The 17,050-nt window shown below is 71.1% G+C and carries 13 protein-coding genes; 9 read left to right on the forward strand and 4 right to left on the reverse strand.

Annotated features, from left to right (window positions below):
- Positions 1–37 precede the first annotated feature (37 nt).
- The 3 genes from WMF12_RS19830 to WMF12_RS19840 form a co-directional block, all read right to left on the reverse strand.
- Positions 38–1,234, reverse strand: a complete 1,197-nt coding sequence (locus WMF12_RS19830) for a saccharopine dehydrogenase family protein (protein ID WP_437873104.1) — start codon at positions 1,232–1,234, stop codon at positions 38–40.
- Between the two features lie 37 nt (positions 1,235–1,271).
- Positions 1,272–2,732: an amidase gene (locus tag WMF12_RS19835; protein WP_437873105.1), complete on the reverse strand. Its 1,461-nt coding sequence runs from the start codon at positions 2,730–2,732 to the stop codon at positions 1,272–1,274.
- A gap of 147 nt (positions 2,733–2,879) precedes the next feature.
- Positions 2,880–3,896, reverse strand: coding sequence for a hypothetical protein (locus WMF12_RS19840; protein ID WP_437873106.1), 1,017 nt, complete (start codon positions 3,894–3,896; stop codon positions 2,880–2,882).
- 412 nt (positions 3,897–4,308) lie between these two features.
- Between WMF12_RS19840 and WMF12_RS19845 the strand changes: the two genes are divergently transcribed.
- From WMF12_RS19845 to WMF12_RS19885, 9 genes are all read left to right on the forward strand, one after another.
- Positions 4,309–4,539, forward strand: a complete 231-nt coding sequence (locus WMF12_RS19845; protein WP_437873107.1) for a hypothetical protein — start codon at positions 4,309–4,311, stop codon at positions 4,537–4,539.
- Positions 4,540–4,645: 106 nt separating this feature from the next.
- Positions 4,646–5,098, forward strand: coding sequence for a hypothetical protein (locus tag WMF12_RS19850; protein ID WP_437873108.1), 453 nt, complete (start codon positions 4,646–4,648; stop codon positions 5,096–5,098).
- A 93-nt stretch (positions 5,099–5,191) separates the two neighbouring features.
- A complete protein-coding gene (ilvB, locus tag WMF12_RS19855; protein WP_437873109.1) occupies positions 5,192–6,901 on the forward strand; it encodes a biosynthetic-type acetolactate synthase large subunit in 1,710 nt (569 codons plus the stop codon).
- Between the two features lie 137 nt (positions 6,902–7,038).
- Positions 7,039–7,587, forward strand: coding sequence for an acetolactate synthase small subunit (gene ilvN, locus WMF12_RS19860; protein ID WP_012236361.1), 549 nt, complete (start codon positions 7,039–7,041; stop codon positions 7,585–7,587).
- Positions 7,588–7,693: 106 nt separating this feature from the next.
- Positions 7,694–8,707, forward strand: a complete 1,014-nt coding sequence (gene ilvC / locus WMF12_RS19865; RefSeq protein ID WP_012236362.1) for a ketol-acid reductoisomerase — start codon at positions 7,694–7,696, stop codon at positions 8,705–8,707.
- Positions 8,708–8,741: 34 nt separating this feature from the next.
- Complete coding sequence (locus WMF12_RS19870; protein ID WP_437873110.1) at positions 8,742–10,436, forward strand: 2-isopropylmalate synthase; 1,695 nt, start codon at positions 8,742–8,744, stop codon at positions 10,434–10,436.
- Between the two features lie 83 nt (positions 10,437–10,519).
- Positions 10,520–12,166, forward strand: a complete 1,647-nt coding sequence (gene cimA / locus WMF12_RS19875; RefSeq protein WP_437873111.1) for a citramalate synthase — start codon at positions 10,520–10,522, stop codon at positions 12,164–12,166.
- Complete coding sequence (leuB, locus tag WMF12_RS19880) at positions 12,163–13,227, forward strand: 3-isopropylmalate dehydrogenase (protein ID WP_437873112.1); 1,065 nt, start codon at positions 12,163–12,165, stop codon at positions 13,225–13,227. The genes cimA and leuB overlap by 4 nt, the downstream gene beginning before the upstream one ends.
- 920 nt (positions 13,228–14,147) lie before the next feature.
- Complete coding sequence (locus tag WMF12_RS19885) at positions 14,148–14,660, forward strand: hypothetical protein (protein WP_437873113.1); 513 nt, start codon at positions 14,148–14,150, stop codon at positions 14,658–14,660.
- Between the two features lie 376 nt (positions 14,661–15,036).
- On the opposite strand, the gene WMF12_RS19890 is transcribed toward WMF12_RS19885, so the two are convergent.
- On the reverse strand, positions 15,037–16,635 hold the full coding sequence (locus WMF12_RS19890; protein ID WP_437747218.1) for a serine/threonine-protein kinase: 1,599 nt from the start codon (positions 16,633–16,635) through the stop codon (positions 15,037–15,039).
- Positions 16,636–17,050: the final 415 nt, after the last annotated feature.

Below are 17,050 nucleotides of genomic sequence, written 5' to 3' on the forward strand. Positions count from 1 at the left end.
ATTGTACCAAACCGCGCCGGCCGTCAGCCGCCGCAGCTCACCCCTCGAGCAGCTCGAACCGGATCCCCGCCGCCTGAAGCCGCTCGATGAGCCGCTCCCCCATCGCGACGACCGGCGTGATGACCCCGGCGCGCGCCGGCAGCCGCTCGCGGTCGAACGCCATGCAGAGCGCCGACTCTGCCACCATCTTGGCCGTCTCCGAGTAACCAGGATCGCCGCCGCTCACCCGCGTCACCACCTTGCGGGACGCGCTCTTCCCCTGGAAGGTCACCTGGAACCAGCTGCGCGCCCGCTCCTCCGCACTCGGCCCCTCCCCCGGACTCCGCACCTTGCGGAGCAGCTCCCGCGTCGGTCCCACCTTGGCCAGCGCCGTGACCGCGCCGAAGCCGGCGATCCCCATCACGAGCTGCAGCCCGGACTTGACCTGCACGTTGTGGCTGTACTGGAAGTCGGGACCGTAGGCGTCGAGCTCCCGCGCGCTCCGCAGCACGACGAGCGGATCGATGCTGGGCATCGGGCAGAGCCATGCGCGCAGCCCCTTCTCGTAGTGGATGCGCGTCTTGAGCCCCCGCACCCTGCGCGCCCCGTGCGCGTCCTCGCCGCGCGCGGCGCCCTTCCTTGGGCCGGGGCGCGCCATGATCTCGAGCAGCGACTGCCAGGTGCCGCCGGAGAAGCTGCCGTGCACGCGCACGATGCCCTCCACCACGATCGGCTCGCCCGCGGGGAGCTTCGTCACCGTGAAGAGCACCCCGAGGTCGTGCGGGATGCTGTCGAAGCCGCAGCAGTTGACGATCCGCACGCCCCGCGCGCGGGCAGCCTCGTGGTGGCGCTCGATGAGGCGGTCGACGAACCCGGGCTCGCCGGTGAGATCCGCGTAGTCGGTGCCCGCGCGGATGCACGCCTCGACGAGCGGCTCGCCGAGCGCCGTGTAAGGACCGACCGTCGTGATGACGACGCGCGCCTTCTGGGCCATGCGCTCGAGCGACGCCGCGTCGTCCGACGCCGCCTCGATGACGCCCAGCGAGGAGCACGCCGGATCGATCGCCTCCATCGCCGCCTTCACCTCGGCGAGGCGCCCCGCGTTCCGGCCAGCGATCGCCCAGCGGATGGGCCGCTCTTCTGCGCCGCGGGCAGAGGCGTCCTTGCCCTTGGTGGCGAGATACTCGGCGACGAGGCGACCGGTGAAGCCGGTCGCTCCGAAGACGATCACGTCGTACGCGCGGTCGCTGGTCATGGGGGCAGCCTTGATACCACGACCGCGGGCGGGAACGTCATCGCCGGCACCACGAGAGCGACGGCGGCACCCAGCCGCCGAACGAGCGCTCCAGGTGCTCCGCCACGGCGATCGTCACATGATCGTTGCCGTGGATCGCCGCCACCTGGACGCCGAGCGGCAGCCCCTCGCCGTTGAGGCCCAGCGGCACCTGCGTCGCCGGCATCTCCATGACGTTGAGCACCGCGGTGTATGTCCACTGGAAGGGCGGCAGGAGCGGCGCGTAGTGCCGCGGCGCGGGGCTCGGATAGGACGGGTAGAGCATCACGCCCTGCTCGCCGATGCGCGACACGAGCTCGGCGCGCAGCGCCTTGCCGAGCTCCAGGGCCCGCTCGACGCGCGCCGGCAGCAGCCCGCCGACGTCCTCCAGCAACGCGAGCCCCAGCGCCGGCAGCGTGTGCGGCGAGCGGCGGACCGACCAGCGGGCGAGCTCGCGCGGCAGGCTGACCGGGCGGCCATCACCGAGCAACGCCCGGAACGTGACGCCCCCGGACGTGCCCACCATCGCGGTCCAGATGTCGAGCGCCCGCGCTAGGAGGTCGACCTTGGCCTCGATCACCGTCGCCCCGCAGGCGGCGAGCGCCTCCGCCGCCCTCCGCTGCGCGGCCACGAGATCGGCGCTCACCCGGCGCACCCCGTCGTGCTCGACGGAGAGCACCGTCAACGTGCCGAGATCGACCGAGGCCGGATCACCGAGCGGCAGCGGCGCGCAGCCGGGATCGCGCGCGTCGGGGCCGGCGAGGATGCGGAGCACCGGCATGAGATCCTCGGCGCGCCGAGCGATCGGCCCCGTCGTCATGAAGCGGAGCCCTCGCTCGCCCGGCAGCGGGAACTGGCCCGAGGTCGGCACGAGCCCGCCGGTCGGCTTGTGGCCGAAGACGCCGTTGAAGAACGCGGGCATGCGGATGGATCCGCCGATGTCCGAGCCGAGCCCGACCGGCGCGCCGCCCGCGCCGACCACCGCGGCCTCCCCGCCCGAGCTGCCGCCCGCGGTGCGCGCCGGGTCGTAGGGGTTGTTCGTCCGGCCGTAGAGCCGGTTGTTCGTCTCCATCCACATGCAGAGCTCCGACACGTTGGTGACGCCGAGCGGGATGAAGCCGGCCGCGCGCAGGCGCGTGACCGTCACGGCGTCCTCCTCCGCGCGCACGCCGGCGCGTGCGACGAGCCCCGCGGAGTTCGGCATGCCGGCGACGGCGAAGCTCTCCTTGATGGAGCACGGGACGCCGAGGAACGGCGGCGCGCCCGCGGCCCCGCGTTGTTCGAGGAGGGCATCGGCCGCGCGCGCCTCGGCGCGGGCGGCCTCGAACCGGTCCGCCACCATCGCGTTGAGCGTCGGGTTCACGCGCTCGATGTGCCGGATATGGGCCTCCACGACCTCGGCCGACGTCACGGCGCGTTCGCGGATCAGCGCGGCGAGCCGGGTCGCGGAGAGCAGGAGCAGCGGATCTCGTGACAGCATGCGTGCGACCGAAGATCAGGCTCGGGACGACGACCCAGGTCAAGGGTCCGCCACCCCGGGTCCGTCGATCGCCCCCGCCCCATCCCGGGCGCGAGACGCGCGCGGCCCTCGCCGGGCGTCCTCTTGGACGCCGGAGGCGCGAGCCGCCTACTCCTCCGCGGCCTGCCCCGCGCCCGCGGCCTGCCCCGTACCCGCGCGCTGCACCGGCGCGGCGGCGACCGCGCGCGCCCGCGCTCGCTGCGGGAAGGCCCACCTCACCGCCCCGGTGACCAGCCAGTCGACCGCCCCCCGGTCATCGACCTGGATGCCGGGATCGACGTACACCTGCACCCGTTCGCTGAGCTCTGCGCCGACCTCCAGCACGCTCGTCGACACGACGCGGTGCGCACCGCGGTGGTCGATCGAGAACGCCTGGTCCGGGCTCACCCAGAACCCGTGCGGCAGCTCGATGATCGCGAATTCCCTGATCGTCGACTTCTGGATGGCGTTCCGCCCCGGATCGCCGCCGAACGACACCGCGTGCTGCAGCTGGGCCCCCAGCCGCGCGGGCCGCGCCACACGGACGTACGCCTGGACGAGGGGCGCCACCTGGTTTTTTCCCGCGCCGAGCGCGCGCTTCGACGCCGAGTCGAGGATGAGATCCGTGCCCAGGACCAGCGCGAACCGCGGCGTGCCGACCACGCGGACGAGCGGCCGGATCAGGATGTCGCCGAGCCCCACGTCGCGCTGGCCCTCGATGTCGCCCACGTACGCGAGCGGCAGGTCTGCGCGCAGCGAGAAGGTCCTGGTGAAGGCGTAATCCCCCCGGAGCACTGCTGCGTTGAAGAAGCCGTTCTTGCCGCTCGAGTAATCGTTCCGGAGCTCGAGGAACGTGCTGAAGTTGGCGGCCGCCCTCGGTTGCGTCCGGGGCGCCGCAGCGGCGGGGCGCTCCGGCGCAGCAGGTGGCTGCGCAGGCGGCGCGGGTGGAAGCGACGGCCGCGCGGGCTGTGCACCGGCGAGCGCCGTGGGATCCCCTGGCTGCGCAGGATCGGCGCGGGCCGCGGCGGCGCCGCTCAGCGCGAGGAGCCCGACCGTGCCGAGCGAGGCCACGCGGCGGCGTTGCAGACCCCAGGGCGAGACCGTTCGATCGGCAGGGCGCGCCTGCGCGACGCGATGCGCTTGCATGTCGGGTTCATGGGTGTGTCGCGCGATCTGGCGGCAGTCAGTTCAAGACAGCAGTCTGCACTTCGGGGGCGCATGAGCCGACGTCCGGTGTTTGCGCACCTCTCCCCCGGCGCCCCAGCATCCTGGCCGCGCCCTCGCTTGCGCGCGCTCCACGCGACGCGCTCGGCGCGCCTCGCTCGACTCGCCCGGCGTCGCGCTCGAGCGACGCATCCGTGCACATCGAGCGCAGTGCATCGCCGTTCGACCCACCGCAGACCGAGCTCCCGGACAGCGCCGGTTCGTGCTGAACATCACGCGGTTCACGTGCGCGCGCTCGAACAAAAAACTCCACGAAATGCCGCAGAAACAAGCGATCTGTAAAGAAACAACTTGACGCGACGCAGCAGCTCTGTAGGGTAGAAGCATCTACGCCATGCAGAAGCCGATGTGCACCGCCAGCGCCCACGCCTCCGGCGATGGGACCCTCGCTGAGAAGGTTGTGCACCGTGCTTCGTTGGCGTCCTCGGCGGCGCGTTCGTTCGTCGTCGTCGAAGGCGGCGTGTCCGTCGGGCTCCTAGCGGGCCTAGCCATTCCTGCGCTCATCAGCCTAGTTGACGTCGTCGGGCTGATTCGCGTCGGGAACGGGTGCGGGCCGCCGCTCTGAGCTGAAACAGCATGGAGATAGGCCCCCGCACCGAGATGGTCCGGGGGCTTTCGTTTTTTTCGGCCTGAGGGTTCACGGAGAGCAGCCGTCGTCGAAGGAGGATCAGGTGAGCAAGGAACATTCGAGGAAAAATCGGGAGGACGCCTCAATCGAGGCCGTCGGCCAGCGCATCGCGGAGCTCGCCGAGCTCGTCGCCGCGGGATGTGGGGTGCCCGTCGCGTCGAGCGCCGTGCGAGAGGAGTTCGAGGCGCTCGTCGACGAGATCCGCGCCCGAGCCAGCGGGGGCGCCGTCCGCGCGCCCCAGCGCTCCTCGACGCACCTCAAGGGCGCGCGCCCGCACGGCGACGCCGCGGAGGCATCGTTCGAGTTCCATGCTGACCCGCCCTCCGCGCGCTCCAACGTGGACCAGCGCGCGGATCTGCGCGCCAAGCCGGCGAGCGCACCGGGCAGCTCGCGCGTCGTGTCGCTCGACGACGCGCGCAGGGTGCTCGACGCGCTCCGCCGCGAGGAGAGCAGCGGCGACGGCCCTCGGGAGGATCTGCAGCGCGCGATCGCCTAAGTTGCTGAGCCTCTGAGAAACGGCGGAACCCCGCGGCCAAGGCGCCCCCATGCGCCCCACCTTCACCCGCGTGACTCGATGGAGTCGGGAATTATGAAACGAACCGGTGCACAGATTATCTGGGAAGTCCTCGTCCGCGAAGGCGTGGACGTGGTCTTTGGCTATCCGGGCGGCGCGATCATGCCCGCCTACGACACGATCCTCGGTTACCCGATCCGCCATGTGCTCGTCCGGCACGAGCAGGGCGCGGCGCACATGGCGGACGGGTACGCCCGCGCCTCTGGCAAGGTCGGCGTGTGCGTCGCCACCTCGGGGCCGGGCGCGACGAACCTCGTCACCGGGATCGCGACGGCGATGCTCGACTCCTCGCCGATCGTCTGTATCACCGGGCAGGTGTCCTCCAAGCTGCTCGGGACCGACGCGTTCCAGGAGACGGACATCACGGGCGTCACCCTGCCCATCACCAAGCACAACTACCTCGTGACCGACGTGGAGGACATCGCCCCCGCCCTCCGCGAGGCGTTCTACATCGCGCGCTCGGGCCGCCCGGGCCCCGTGCTCGTGGACATCACCAAGGACGCCCAGCAGGCGTCGATCGAATTCGAGCCGCCGAAGGGCGAGGTCCGCTTGCCCGGCTACCGCCCCTCGCAGCACGCCGTCCAGACGGACATCGAGAAGGCGATCGACCTCATCGACGAGGCCGAGCGGCCGCTCATCCTGGCCGGTCAGGGCATCGTCAGGGCCGAGGCGACGCGCGAGCTCCTCGCCTTCGTGGAGAAGACGGGGATCCCCGTCGCCTCCACGCTGCTCGGCCTCGGCGGCTTCCCGGCGAAGCACCCCCTCAGCCTCGGCATGATGGGGATGCACGGCGAGGCGTGGGTGAACAACGCTATCCAGGAGGCCGACCTCCTCATCGCGCTCGGGATGCGCTTCGACGACCGCGTGACCGGCAACCTCAAGACCTACGCCGTCAAGGCGAAGAAGATCCACGTCGAGATCGACCGGTCCGAGATCAACAAGAATGTCAAGGTCGATGTCGGCCTCATCGGCGACGTCCGGGACACGCTGCTGTCGCTCATCCCCGGGTGCAAGCAGCGCAACCGCGGCCCGTGGGTCGACCGCATCAACCTGTTGAAGGGCGACTCGGCGGTCCGTGACATTCAACAATTGCCGTACAACGACAAATTGTACGCCGCGCACGTGATGCACGACCTCTGGCGGCTCACCGACGGCAAGGCGCTTGTGGTAACCGACGTCGGCCAGCACCAGATGTGGGAAGCGCAGTACTACAAGCACGATTACCCGCGGAAGCTCATCACCTCCGGCGGGCTCGGCACGATGGGCTTCTCCCTGCCGGCGGCGATCGGCGCGCGCTTCGCGAAGCCGGAGGATGAGATCTGGGTGGTCGTGGGCGATGGCGGCTTCCAGATGACCGCGTGCGAGCTCTCGACCTGCGCGCAGGAGGGGCTCAAGGTCCACGTGGCCGTCATCAACAACGGCTACCTCGGCATGGTGCGGCAGTGGCAGGAGTTCTTCTACAACCGGCGCTACTCGGCGACCCCGATGCGCAGCCCGGATTTCGTGAAGCTCGCCGAGGCCCACGGGCTGACCGGCATCCGCGTCACGAAGCGCGAGGAGATCGCCGGGGCCGTGGAGCGCGCCCGCGCCACGCCGGGCACCGTGGTCGTCGACTTCCGTGTGGAGCAGGAGGATAGCGTCTATCCGATGGTCCCCGCCGGCGCCGACCTGAACGACATGATCCGGCGCCCGAGCCCCATCGTGGAGACCGGGGAGGACCCGTGAACGCGCCAGCAGACCCACGCGCCCTGGGCGCGCGCTCCAGCGTGAGCGTGCGCCCGTCGGACGGGCGGGGCGCGCCCGAGCGCGCCGCGGCCGGAGCCGGGCGCACCATAGACAAGAGGGACTTTCAAGAGGCATCCATGGATCGACCCATCCTGCGCACGTTCATCGCCTACGTCGAAGACCGCCCCGGCGTGCTCAACCGCGTCGCGTCCCTCTTCCGGCGGCGCGCCTACAACATCGAGTCGCTGAGCGTCGGGCGCACCCACATCGCCGGGATCTCGCGCCTGACCCTGGTCCTCGAGGCGGACGAGGACGGGGCGCGGCGCCTGGAGGCGAACCTCTACAAGCTGGTCAACACCCTCTGGGTCCGGGACGTCACCCACACCGCCTCGGTCGCGCGCGACCTCGCGCTCATCAAGGTGAAGGCGGACGCGACGAGCCGGGCGCAGGTGCTCCAGCTCTGCGAGGTGTTCCGCGCGCGCACCGTCGATGTCGCCCCCGAGGCGCTGACCATCGAGATCACCGGGACCGGCGACAAGATCGAGGGCCTGCTCGAGGTGCTCCGCCCGTTCGGGATCATCGAGATGGTGCGGACCGGGATGATCGTGATGACCCGCGGCGCCGAGGAGGCCGAGGCCAGGTTCGACTCGATCCCCGTGCGCACCGCCGAGAACGGCGCCTCCTGACGGTATGACGACGGTGTAGCGACGGTGTAAAGAGCGCGCGCGACACGTGAACGACGTGAAGGACGGGAGCCCGCGAGGTGCGGGTCCCGGTTGTAAGGAGAGAGAGATGGCTAAGATTTTTTACGATAACGACGCGGATCTTTCGCTCATCCAGAGCAAGAAGGTCGCGATCGTGGGCTATGGCTCCCAGGGGCACGCGCACGCGCTGAACCTGCGCGACAGCGGCGTCACGGTGATCGTCGCCCTGCCCGAGGGCAGCAAGAGCCGGCCCAAGGCGCAGGCCGCGGGGCTGCAGGTGGCCACGGTGTCCGAGGCCGCGAAGGCCGCCGACGTCATCATGATCCTCGCCCCCGACACGTCGCAGGCGCGCATCTACAACGAGCAGATCGCGCCGCACCTCGGCCCGGGCAAGACGCTCATGTTCGCGCACGGGTTCAACATCCGCTTCAACACGATCACGCCCCCCCCGTCGGTCGACGTGTCGATGATCGCCCCGAAGGGCCCCGGCCACCGGGTGCGCGAGACGTTCGAGGCCGGCGGCGGCGTCCCGGCCCTCCTCGCCGTCCACCAGGACGCGAGCGGCAAGGCGGAGGCCCAGGCGCTCGCCTACGCGAAGGGCATCGGCGCGACGCGCGCCGGGGTGCTCCTGACGACGTTCGCGGAGGAGACCGAGACCGACCTCTTCGGCGAGCAGGCGGTGCTCTGCGGCGGCGCGAGCGAGCTCGTGAAGGCCGGCTTCGAGACGCTCGTCAACGCCGGCTACCAGCCGGAGATCGCGTACTTCGAGTGTCTGCACGAGCTCAAGCTCATCGTCGACCTCATGTACCGCGGCGGCCTCAACTACATGCGGTACTCGATCAGCGACACCGCCGAGCACGGCGACTACGTGTCGGGCCCGCGGGTCATCACCGACAAGACGCGCGAGGAGATGAAGCGCATCCTCGCCGAGATCCAGAGCGGCGAGTTCGCGCGCAAGTGGATCGCGGAGAACGAGGCGGGCCGGCCGAAGTTCGAGGCGACGCGGGCGAAGGAGCGGGAGCAGCGGCTCGAGATCGTGGGCGCCAACCTGCGCAAGATGATGCCGTTCATCGATCCCGTCACCATCAAGCCCGGCGACTGAGCCTCTCCACTCGTGGGAGGCGGCGGAGAACACCATGCCTGAGATGATTGCGAATCAAGCGATGCCCCCGTCCGATTACGTCCGCATCTTCGACACGACGCTGCGCGACGGCGAGCAGTCGCCGGGCGCGACGATGACATCGTCGGAGAAGCTCGAGATCGCGCTCGCGCTGGCGAAGCTCGGCGTCGACGTCATCGAGACGGGCTTCCCCGCCGCTTCCCCCGACGATCTGCTCGCCGTCCAGACGATCGCCGAGCGCGTGGGCGCGGCCGCGGTCCCCGGCCGCCCCGCCGCGACCCCGCCGATCATCTGCGCCCTCGCCCGCGCCACCAAGGTCGACATCGACAAGGCGTGGGAGGGCGTCGCCCGGGCCGCGCACCCCCGGATCCACACCTTCCTCGCCACGAGCGACATCCACCTCAAGCACAAGCTCCGGATGACCCGGGCGGAGGTGCTCGACCGCGTGCGAGCCATGGTCGCGTACGCGCGCGACATGTGCGCCGACGTGGAGTTCAGCCCCGAGGACGCCGGCCGGAGCGAGCCGGAGTTCCTCTACCAGGTGCTCGAGGCTGCGATCGCCGCCGGGGCCACCACGCTCAACATCCCGGACACCGTCGGGTACACCATTCCGAGCGAGTTCGGCGCGCTCATCGCCGGGATCCGCCAGAACGTCCCGGGGATCGACCGCGCCATCGTCTCGGTCCACTGCCACAACGACCTCGGGCTCGCGACGGCCAACGCGCTGGAGGGCATCCGCGCGGGCGCGCGCCAGGCCGAGGTGACCATCAACGGCATCGGCGAGCGCGCCGGCAACACCGCGCTCGAGGAGATCGTCATGGCGCTCGCCACGCGCCGGGCCGTCTTCGGGCTGCGCACCGGGATCGACACGACCCAGATCGCCACCGTGAGCCGCCTCGTCAGCGCGGCCACGGGCTTCAACGTCCAGCCGAACAAGGCGATCGTCGGCGCCAACGCCTTCGCGCACGAGTCCGGCATCCACCAGGACGGGATGCTGAAGCACCAGGAGACGTACGAGATCATGCGGCCGGAGATGGTCGGGGTGACGCAGACCCGGCTCGTCCTCGGCAAGCACTCGGGCAGGCACGCGCTCCGCAACCGGCTGGAGGAGCTCGGCTACCACCTCGACGAGGCCCAGCTCGCGGCGGCGTTCGCCAGCTTCAAGGCGCTCGCCGACAAGAAGAAGCACGTCACCGATCCCGACATCGAGGCGATCGTCTCGACCACGCGGGCGCAGGCCGACGATCTCTACACGCTCGACGCGCTCCAGGTCGCCTGCGGGACCACCGGCATGCCCACCGCCACCGTCCGCCTCCGCGGGCCGGACGGGGCGCTGCACGTCCGCGCCGCGATCGGCACCGGACCGGTGGACGCCGCCTACCGGGCGATCGACGAGATCGTCCGCGTGCCGAGCAGCCTCCTCGAGTTCTCGGTGCACGCGGTGACCGAGGGCATCGACGCGCTCGGCGAGGTGAGCGTCCGCGTCCGGGCGGACGCGACGTCGAGCAAGCGGCACCCGCAGCACGACGCCGCGGCGCGCGTCTTCCACGGCCACGGCGCTGACACCGACATCCTGGTGGCCAGCGCGAAGGCGTACCTCACCGCCCTGAACCGGCTCCTCGCGACCTACGGCGTCGAGCCCAAGGACGACGCGGCGGCGTCAGAGAGCAACCAGAGCGGCCACGGCGCCGCCGTCGAGACCGCGAGGTAGGGCCGTGCGCCGAGCGCAGGAGGCCCCCCAGCGGGGCGATGAGCTCGGCGACCCGATCTCGCTGCACAAGGAAGTCGAACCTTATGAATCCGCCTCATAACGGCGCGGAGCAGGGCGCCCGCCCCTCGGACCGCGTCGACGTCTACGACACAACGCTACGGGACGGCACGCAGCGCGAGGGCATCTCGCTCGCGTGCGAGGACAAGCTGAGCATCGCGCGCCACCTCGACGCGTTCGGCCTGACCTTCATCGAGGGCGGGTGGCCCGGCTCGAACCCGAAAGACGCGCAGTTCTTCGAGCGGGCGAAGGACATCGAGTGGAAGCACGCGAAGATCGCCGCGTTCGGCTCGACGCGCCGGGCCTCGCTGGCCCCCGAGGACGACCCCGGGCTGCGCGCGCTCCTCGCCGCGGGGACGAGCGTCTGCACGATCTTCGGCAAGAGCTCGGTCCAGCACGTGACGGCGGTGCTGCGCACGACGCTCGACGAGAACCTCCGGATGATCGAGGAGACCATCGCCTTCCTGCGCGCGCACGGCCGCCGCGTGATCTACGACGCCGAGCACTTCTTCGACGGGTTCGCGCTCGACCGGTCGTACGCGACCGAGACGCTGCGCGCCGCCGTGCGCGGCGGTGCGGAGGTGGTCACGCTCTGCGACACGAACGGCGGGTCGATGCCCTGGCAGATCGAGGCGGTGGTGGCCGAGATGAAGGCGGCGCTGGGCCACCCGCTCGGCATCCACGCCCACAACGACGGTGAGTGCGCGGTCGCCAACTCGATCGCCGCCGTGCGCGGAGGCGCCCGGCACGTCCAGGGCACGATCAACGGCTACGGCGAGCGCTGCGGGAACGCGAACCTCTGTGCGATCATCCCGAACCTGGAGCTGAAGCTCGGCCTCCAGGCGCTCCCGGACGGGGCGCTCCGCGGGATCACCGAGCTCTCGCACTACGTCGCCGACGTGGCGAACCTCTCCCCCGACGATCACATGGCCTACGTCGGGCGGAGCGCCTTCGCGCACAAGGGCGGCGTGCACGTCGCGGCGATGCGGCGCGAGCCTGCGTCCTACCAGCACATCGATCCCGCGCTCGTCGGCAACGCGATGCGGACCGTGGTCAGCGAGCTGTCGGGCCGCGGCAACCTCCTCAGCAAGGCCGAGGAGTTCGGGCTCGAGGTGCCGACGGGCGCCGAGGTCGAGGTGCTGGAGCAGATCAAGGAGCGCGAGGCGCGCGGCTCGTCGTTCGAGGCGGCCGAGGCGTCCGTCGCGCTGCTGCTCCGCCGGAGCTCGCCGGGCTACAAGCCGCCGTTCCGGCTGCTCGACTTCAAGGTCATCGCGGGCCAGCGCGAGGGCGTCGGCACCTTCGCCGAGGCGATGATCAAGATCGCGGTCGACGACGAGGTGGTGATCACGGCGGCCGAGGGGTCCGGCCCCGTCAACGCGCTCGACGGCGCGCTCCGCAAGGCGCTCGCGCCCGTGTTCCCGGCCGTGCGTGACATCCAGCTCGTCGACTACAAGGTGCGTATCCTCGACGGGCGCGACGGCACCTCGGCGACGACGCGCGTGCTCATCAACAGCCGCGACGCGCATCGCCAGTGGAGCACCGTCGGCGCGTCGACGAACATCATCGATGCGTCCTGGCATGCGCTCGCGGACGGGATCGAGTATGGGCTCACGCTCGCAGCGAGAGAGCCACAGCAGTACACATCCACGTTGCCTGCCAGCGAGGTCGCATGAAGGCCAATATCGTTCTTTTGCCCGGCGACGGCATCGGCGTCGAAGTGGTCGCCGAAACCCGCGCCACCCTCGACGCTGTCGCCGCCCAGTTCGGCCACAGCTTCAGCTACTCGGAGCACCTCATCGGCGGGTGCGCCATCGACGCGACCGGCACGGCGCTGACGCAGGAGACGCTCGACGCGTGCCGCGCGGCGGATGCCGTCCTGCTCGGCGCCGTCGGCGGCCCCAAGTGGGACAACCCGAGCGCGAGCGTTCGCCCCGAGCAGGGGCTGCTCGCGCTGCGCCAGGGGCTCGGCCTGTACGCCAACCTGCGGCCGATCCGCCTGTTCCCGGAGCTCATCCAGGCCTCTCCCCTCAAGGCGGAGCGGCTCGCGGACGTCGACATCCTGGTCGTCCGTGAGCTGACGGGCGGGCTCTACTTCGGCAAGCCCCGCCTCCGCGAGGAGGTGAACGGGCGCCGGCGCGCGGTCGACACGCTCGAGTACACGGACGAGGAGATCCAGCGCGTCGTCGAGCTCGCGTTCCGCCTCGCGGCCTCGCGCAGGCGCCTCGTCACGTCCGTCGACAAGGCGAACGTCCTCGAGTCGTCGCGGCTCTGGCGCACGGTGGCGACCGAGGTCGCCGCCCGCCACCCGGAGATCCGCATCGAGCACCAGCTCGTCGACTCGTGCGCGATGCGGCTCATCACCTCGGCCGCGGCGTTCGACGTCATCGTCACCGAGAACATGTTCGGCGACATCCTGACCGACGAGGCCGCCGTGCTCGCCGGCTCGCTGGGGCTCTGCCCGAGCGCGTCGCTGGGCGATGGGACGCGCGGGGTCTACGAGCCGATCCATGGCTCGGCGCCCGACATCGCCGGCAAGGGGCTCGCCAACCCGATCGGGACGATCCTGAGCGCCGCGATGCTGCTCCGGCACTCGCTGCGGCTCGACAAGGAGGCGGCCATGCTCGAGCGCGCGGTGGCGCAGGCCATCGCCGGCGGCGCACGGACGGCGGACCTCGGCGGCAAGCTGTCGACCCAGGGGATGGGCGAGGCGGTCCGCGCGAAGCTCGCGGGCTGAGCGCTCCCTCCAGGCGGCCTCGGGCGAGCCCCTCACCGGGGCTCGCCGCGCGCATCGACGGCGCGATCGCTCTCTTCTCGCCCCCTTCCCTGCACGGCCATCGACGCGTGGACACAAGGCCCCTTCGCGGGCCGCTCCTACGCGTTGCTCCCAGGCTGTCCAGTCCACCGCTCTCCTCGCTCGAATCCATCGCTCTTCGCACCCGACCATCGACCAGGACGGGACGGTATGTGTCGTGGACGGGTCCGATGGTGGCCCTGACGATCTCCTGTGTGAACCGCGGGAGCATGTGCTCCGGAGACGCAGTCGCGCGGATCTCCCCCATCAGCCTTCACGCTGGAGATCCTGGCGGACGACACGATCGCGCGAGCCTTCATGAAGCATCCTTCGCCGCGCGGCGGTCGCTCGCGGTCGACGCCCGGGTGCTCCGCGCCATCCGATCCATCTCCGTTGATCGAGCTGTTCGCGTTCTAGGCACCACTGCCGAAGCCTCATAAGGACAGGCCTTCCCGCGCCCGGTCCTCGTAGCATCGCAGTCCGGCGCGCCTGCGCTCCTCTGCGCTGGCCAGCCAGAACGATGACGCGGCGTCCGGCGCCCGGGATCTGCGAGGAGCGCGCGCAGCCGCCGGAGCACGTGGGAGGCCGGCGAGCGCCACGCAGCCGCGGCTCGCGCCCTCCCAGGCAGCCGCGGCTCGCTCTCCCCGGAAGGAGCGCGTGACGCCTCCCTCGCGGCGCGCACGGCCTCGCAGAAAGCGTCCATGGTGTCTCAGGTGTCCTTTATGCGGTAATCGACATCACCTCCCGAACACCACACATGATCGTGCGGCGGGGGATCTCAGGTCCCCGCGTGTCAAAGCTCGTCGCCATGACGGGCGATGACTCCATTCGACATGGATTGATGTGCACAGGAGAACGGGAACATGAGCCAATTGACGAAGTTCGCATCGCTCATCGCCCTCTCGACGGCCCTCTCCGCGGCCGGTTGCATGGCCGAGGCGACGACGTCGGACGCGCCCACCGACGACGTGATGAGCGAGACCGACGAGGCGAAGCAGGCGTTCCAGGCCGAAGAGATGGATTCCGCTGATCAGGAGTCGAGCGCGAATCCGGCGATGGACGAGAGAGCGACGGATCCCAGCGCAGCAAGCGCCAGCGCGCCGGCCCCCGGCGCGCCCGATTTCGGCGCCGCGGACCCCGGCTCGCCGAGCCCGACTGGCGAGGAGGGCGTCGGCGAGAAGCCCGATGCGGCGCGCTTCTGGGGCTGGGGCGGCGGCTGGGGCGGCTGGGGCCGGCCCTGGGGCTGGGGCGGCTGGGGCTTCCGGCCCTGGGGCTGGGGCTTCCGGCCCTGGGGCTGGGGCGGCTGGGGCTTCCGGCCCTGGGGCTGGGGCGGCGGCTGCGGCTGGGGCGGCTGGGGCGGCGGCTGCGGCTGGTAGGACGCCGCGCTGACACGGTTCGCTTGAGAAGGCCCTGCTGACGCCCGCTCCGCGCCCCTGATGCGGCGCCGCCGCGGCTCGGTCCTCGCCACGGTAAGACGCCGGCAAGGGGTCATGAGCGGACGATGAAGCGACGGGCCCCCTGACGGGTCGAGGCTCCCTCACGCGGCCGCGGAGGGGGCCTCGACCGCCACCGCTGTGCCCCCGGATCGCCCGCACGGGTTTGCGAGCGGTCCGGGGTACCCGGGATCGAGCGTCGGCCTCGGCGAGGCTCGGGACGCGGCTTACGGGGAAGCGGGTCCTCGTGTAGCACCACCACGTGACCCCCATGCAGGTGAGATAAAAGTCACGCGCGCGGCGCGACGGTGCGCTGGCTCTATCGAGCGGAGGCGGTCCGCGTCGAGCCCCCGCGCGCCGCGGTGGGGCGCTCGAGCGGCGCTTCCGGGCGGCCGAGCTTCTCCGCGCGCTCGGTCACCCAGAAGCGCTCCGCGTCGGCCGCGGTCCAGGCAGACTCATCGAGCAGCGGAAGGAGCGCATCGAACAGCGCCCGCGCGCTCTGGAAACGGTGGCGCGGGTCCTTGGCGAGGCACCGCAGGACGAGGCGGTCGACCGCGCGAGGGACGGTGGGGCCGCGCCGCACCGACGGCGCGAGGGGCGCCTTCGTCATGTGCGCGACGAAGAGCTGCCCCGACGACGAGCCCTCGAACGGCAGCTCCCCGGTGAGCAGGAAGTAGAGCGTGCCGCCGAGCGAGTAGATGTCGCTGCGCGCATCCGCCCGATCACCACGACACACCTCCGGCGCCATATAGGCGGGCGTCCCGCAGAGCATTCCGCTGTTCGTGAGCTCGGCGTCCCGGCCGCCCTCGACCATCCGCGCGACGCCGAAGTCGAGCAGCTTGAGGAAGTCGTGATCGTCGCCAACGCGGGTGACGAAGAGGTTCTGCGGCTTGATGTCCCGGTGGATGATCCCGGCCTCGTGCGCCTCGATGAGCGAGCGGCAGGCCTGCAGGGCGAAGCGCAGGGCGCGCGCCACGGGCATGGGGCCGTAGCTGCGCACGATCGCGGCGAGATCGGCCCCGCGCAGGTGCTCCATGGCGATGTAGTAGATGCCGTCGTCGCTCGCTCCGAAGTCGAAGATCCGGATGGTGTGCGGATCGCTGAGCTTGCTCGCCGCGTGCGCCTCCTGCTCGAAGCGCTTCGGCACCGCCGGGTCCGGCGCGTCCCGTGTCCTCAGGAGCTTGAGGGCGACGTCGCGGTGGAGCGTCTCGTCCCACGCGAGCCAGACCTCGCTCATCCCCCCTTTGCCGATCGGCGCCTCGAGCCGGTACCTGCCCAGCTTGCGCGCCTGATACACCTGCTGCTGCGCGGCCCACACGACGTGGCTCGACAGCGCCCCGATCACCCCCGAGGCAGGGACGAAGATGTAATGGCTCGCGGCCGTGAGCAGCGTCGTCGGATCGAGCCACGCCGCCTGGATGGACGGGGAGAAGATCGCGGCGATGCCCATCGTCGCCGGGAAGGCGAGGAACATCGGCGCGGAGGCGAGGAGCGCCTTGCTGAACGGCGCGGGCACGAGCGCCGTACGGAGCAGCACGACGATGGAGAGCCCGTGCATGTACGCGCTCGTCAGACCGCCGAAATCGAGCGCCATCAGCGAGATGAAGATCGCGGCGGTGAGGAACGCGGCCTCGTACCCGAGGAGCACGACGCGCCCCGAGAGCGTCGGGCGCCCCGAGAGCCGGTACACGGCGAGGGAGAGCGCCTGCTCGAGTACGCGCAGGACGATGCAGCGCCACACCGGCGCCGCGGGGTACAGCACGGTCGCCATGAACACGTCGACAAGCGTGAACGCCGGCCATATCCAGAGCGCGACCCGGAAAGCGCGGCGGACCGCGCGACGAACGCTCTCCGCATCGTGGGCGCCCGGCGCGCTGCGCCGCGTGCCGAGCGGGCGAGTCTCGCGCTCTCTGAGCATGCGCGCCGCGGCCGATCGCTCAGCGCGGAGAGCCTCTCGGAGCAGCGCACGCTTCATGGCAATCTCGAGGGTCGCCAGAGCCACGCCGAACGTCAAGCGAGCGTTGTTGGCTTCTCGTGCGGCAGGTTTCCTCGGCCACGATGCCGGGCTGCGCTGCCCGCCGTCTCCCACCCCGGATGTCGTACCAACATGACCGTTCGCCGCCCCACATGCCGTGTTCGTCCGCCGTGCACACACATGCCCGTGAGGTCATGAATCCTGTCAGCGCCTCGGGGGAGCGGCGCGGCGGGACGCCGAGGCGCGGCGAGGTGACCGGGGCGCCTGGGGGCTGGGGTCTCGCTCGTCGCCTTGGCCGCCGGCCCGCGGCGCGGGTCAGGCGCCAGGCGCCGCTCGCGCCTCGGCGCCGCGGGCTCGA

Source organism: Sorangium sp. So ce363 (assembly GCF_051520435.1).
Taxonomy (GTDB): domain Bacteria; phylum Myxococcota_A; class Polyangia; order Polyangiales; family Polyangiaceae; genus Sorangium; species Sorangium cellulosum_B.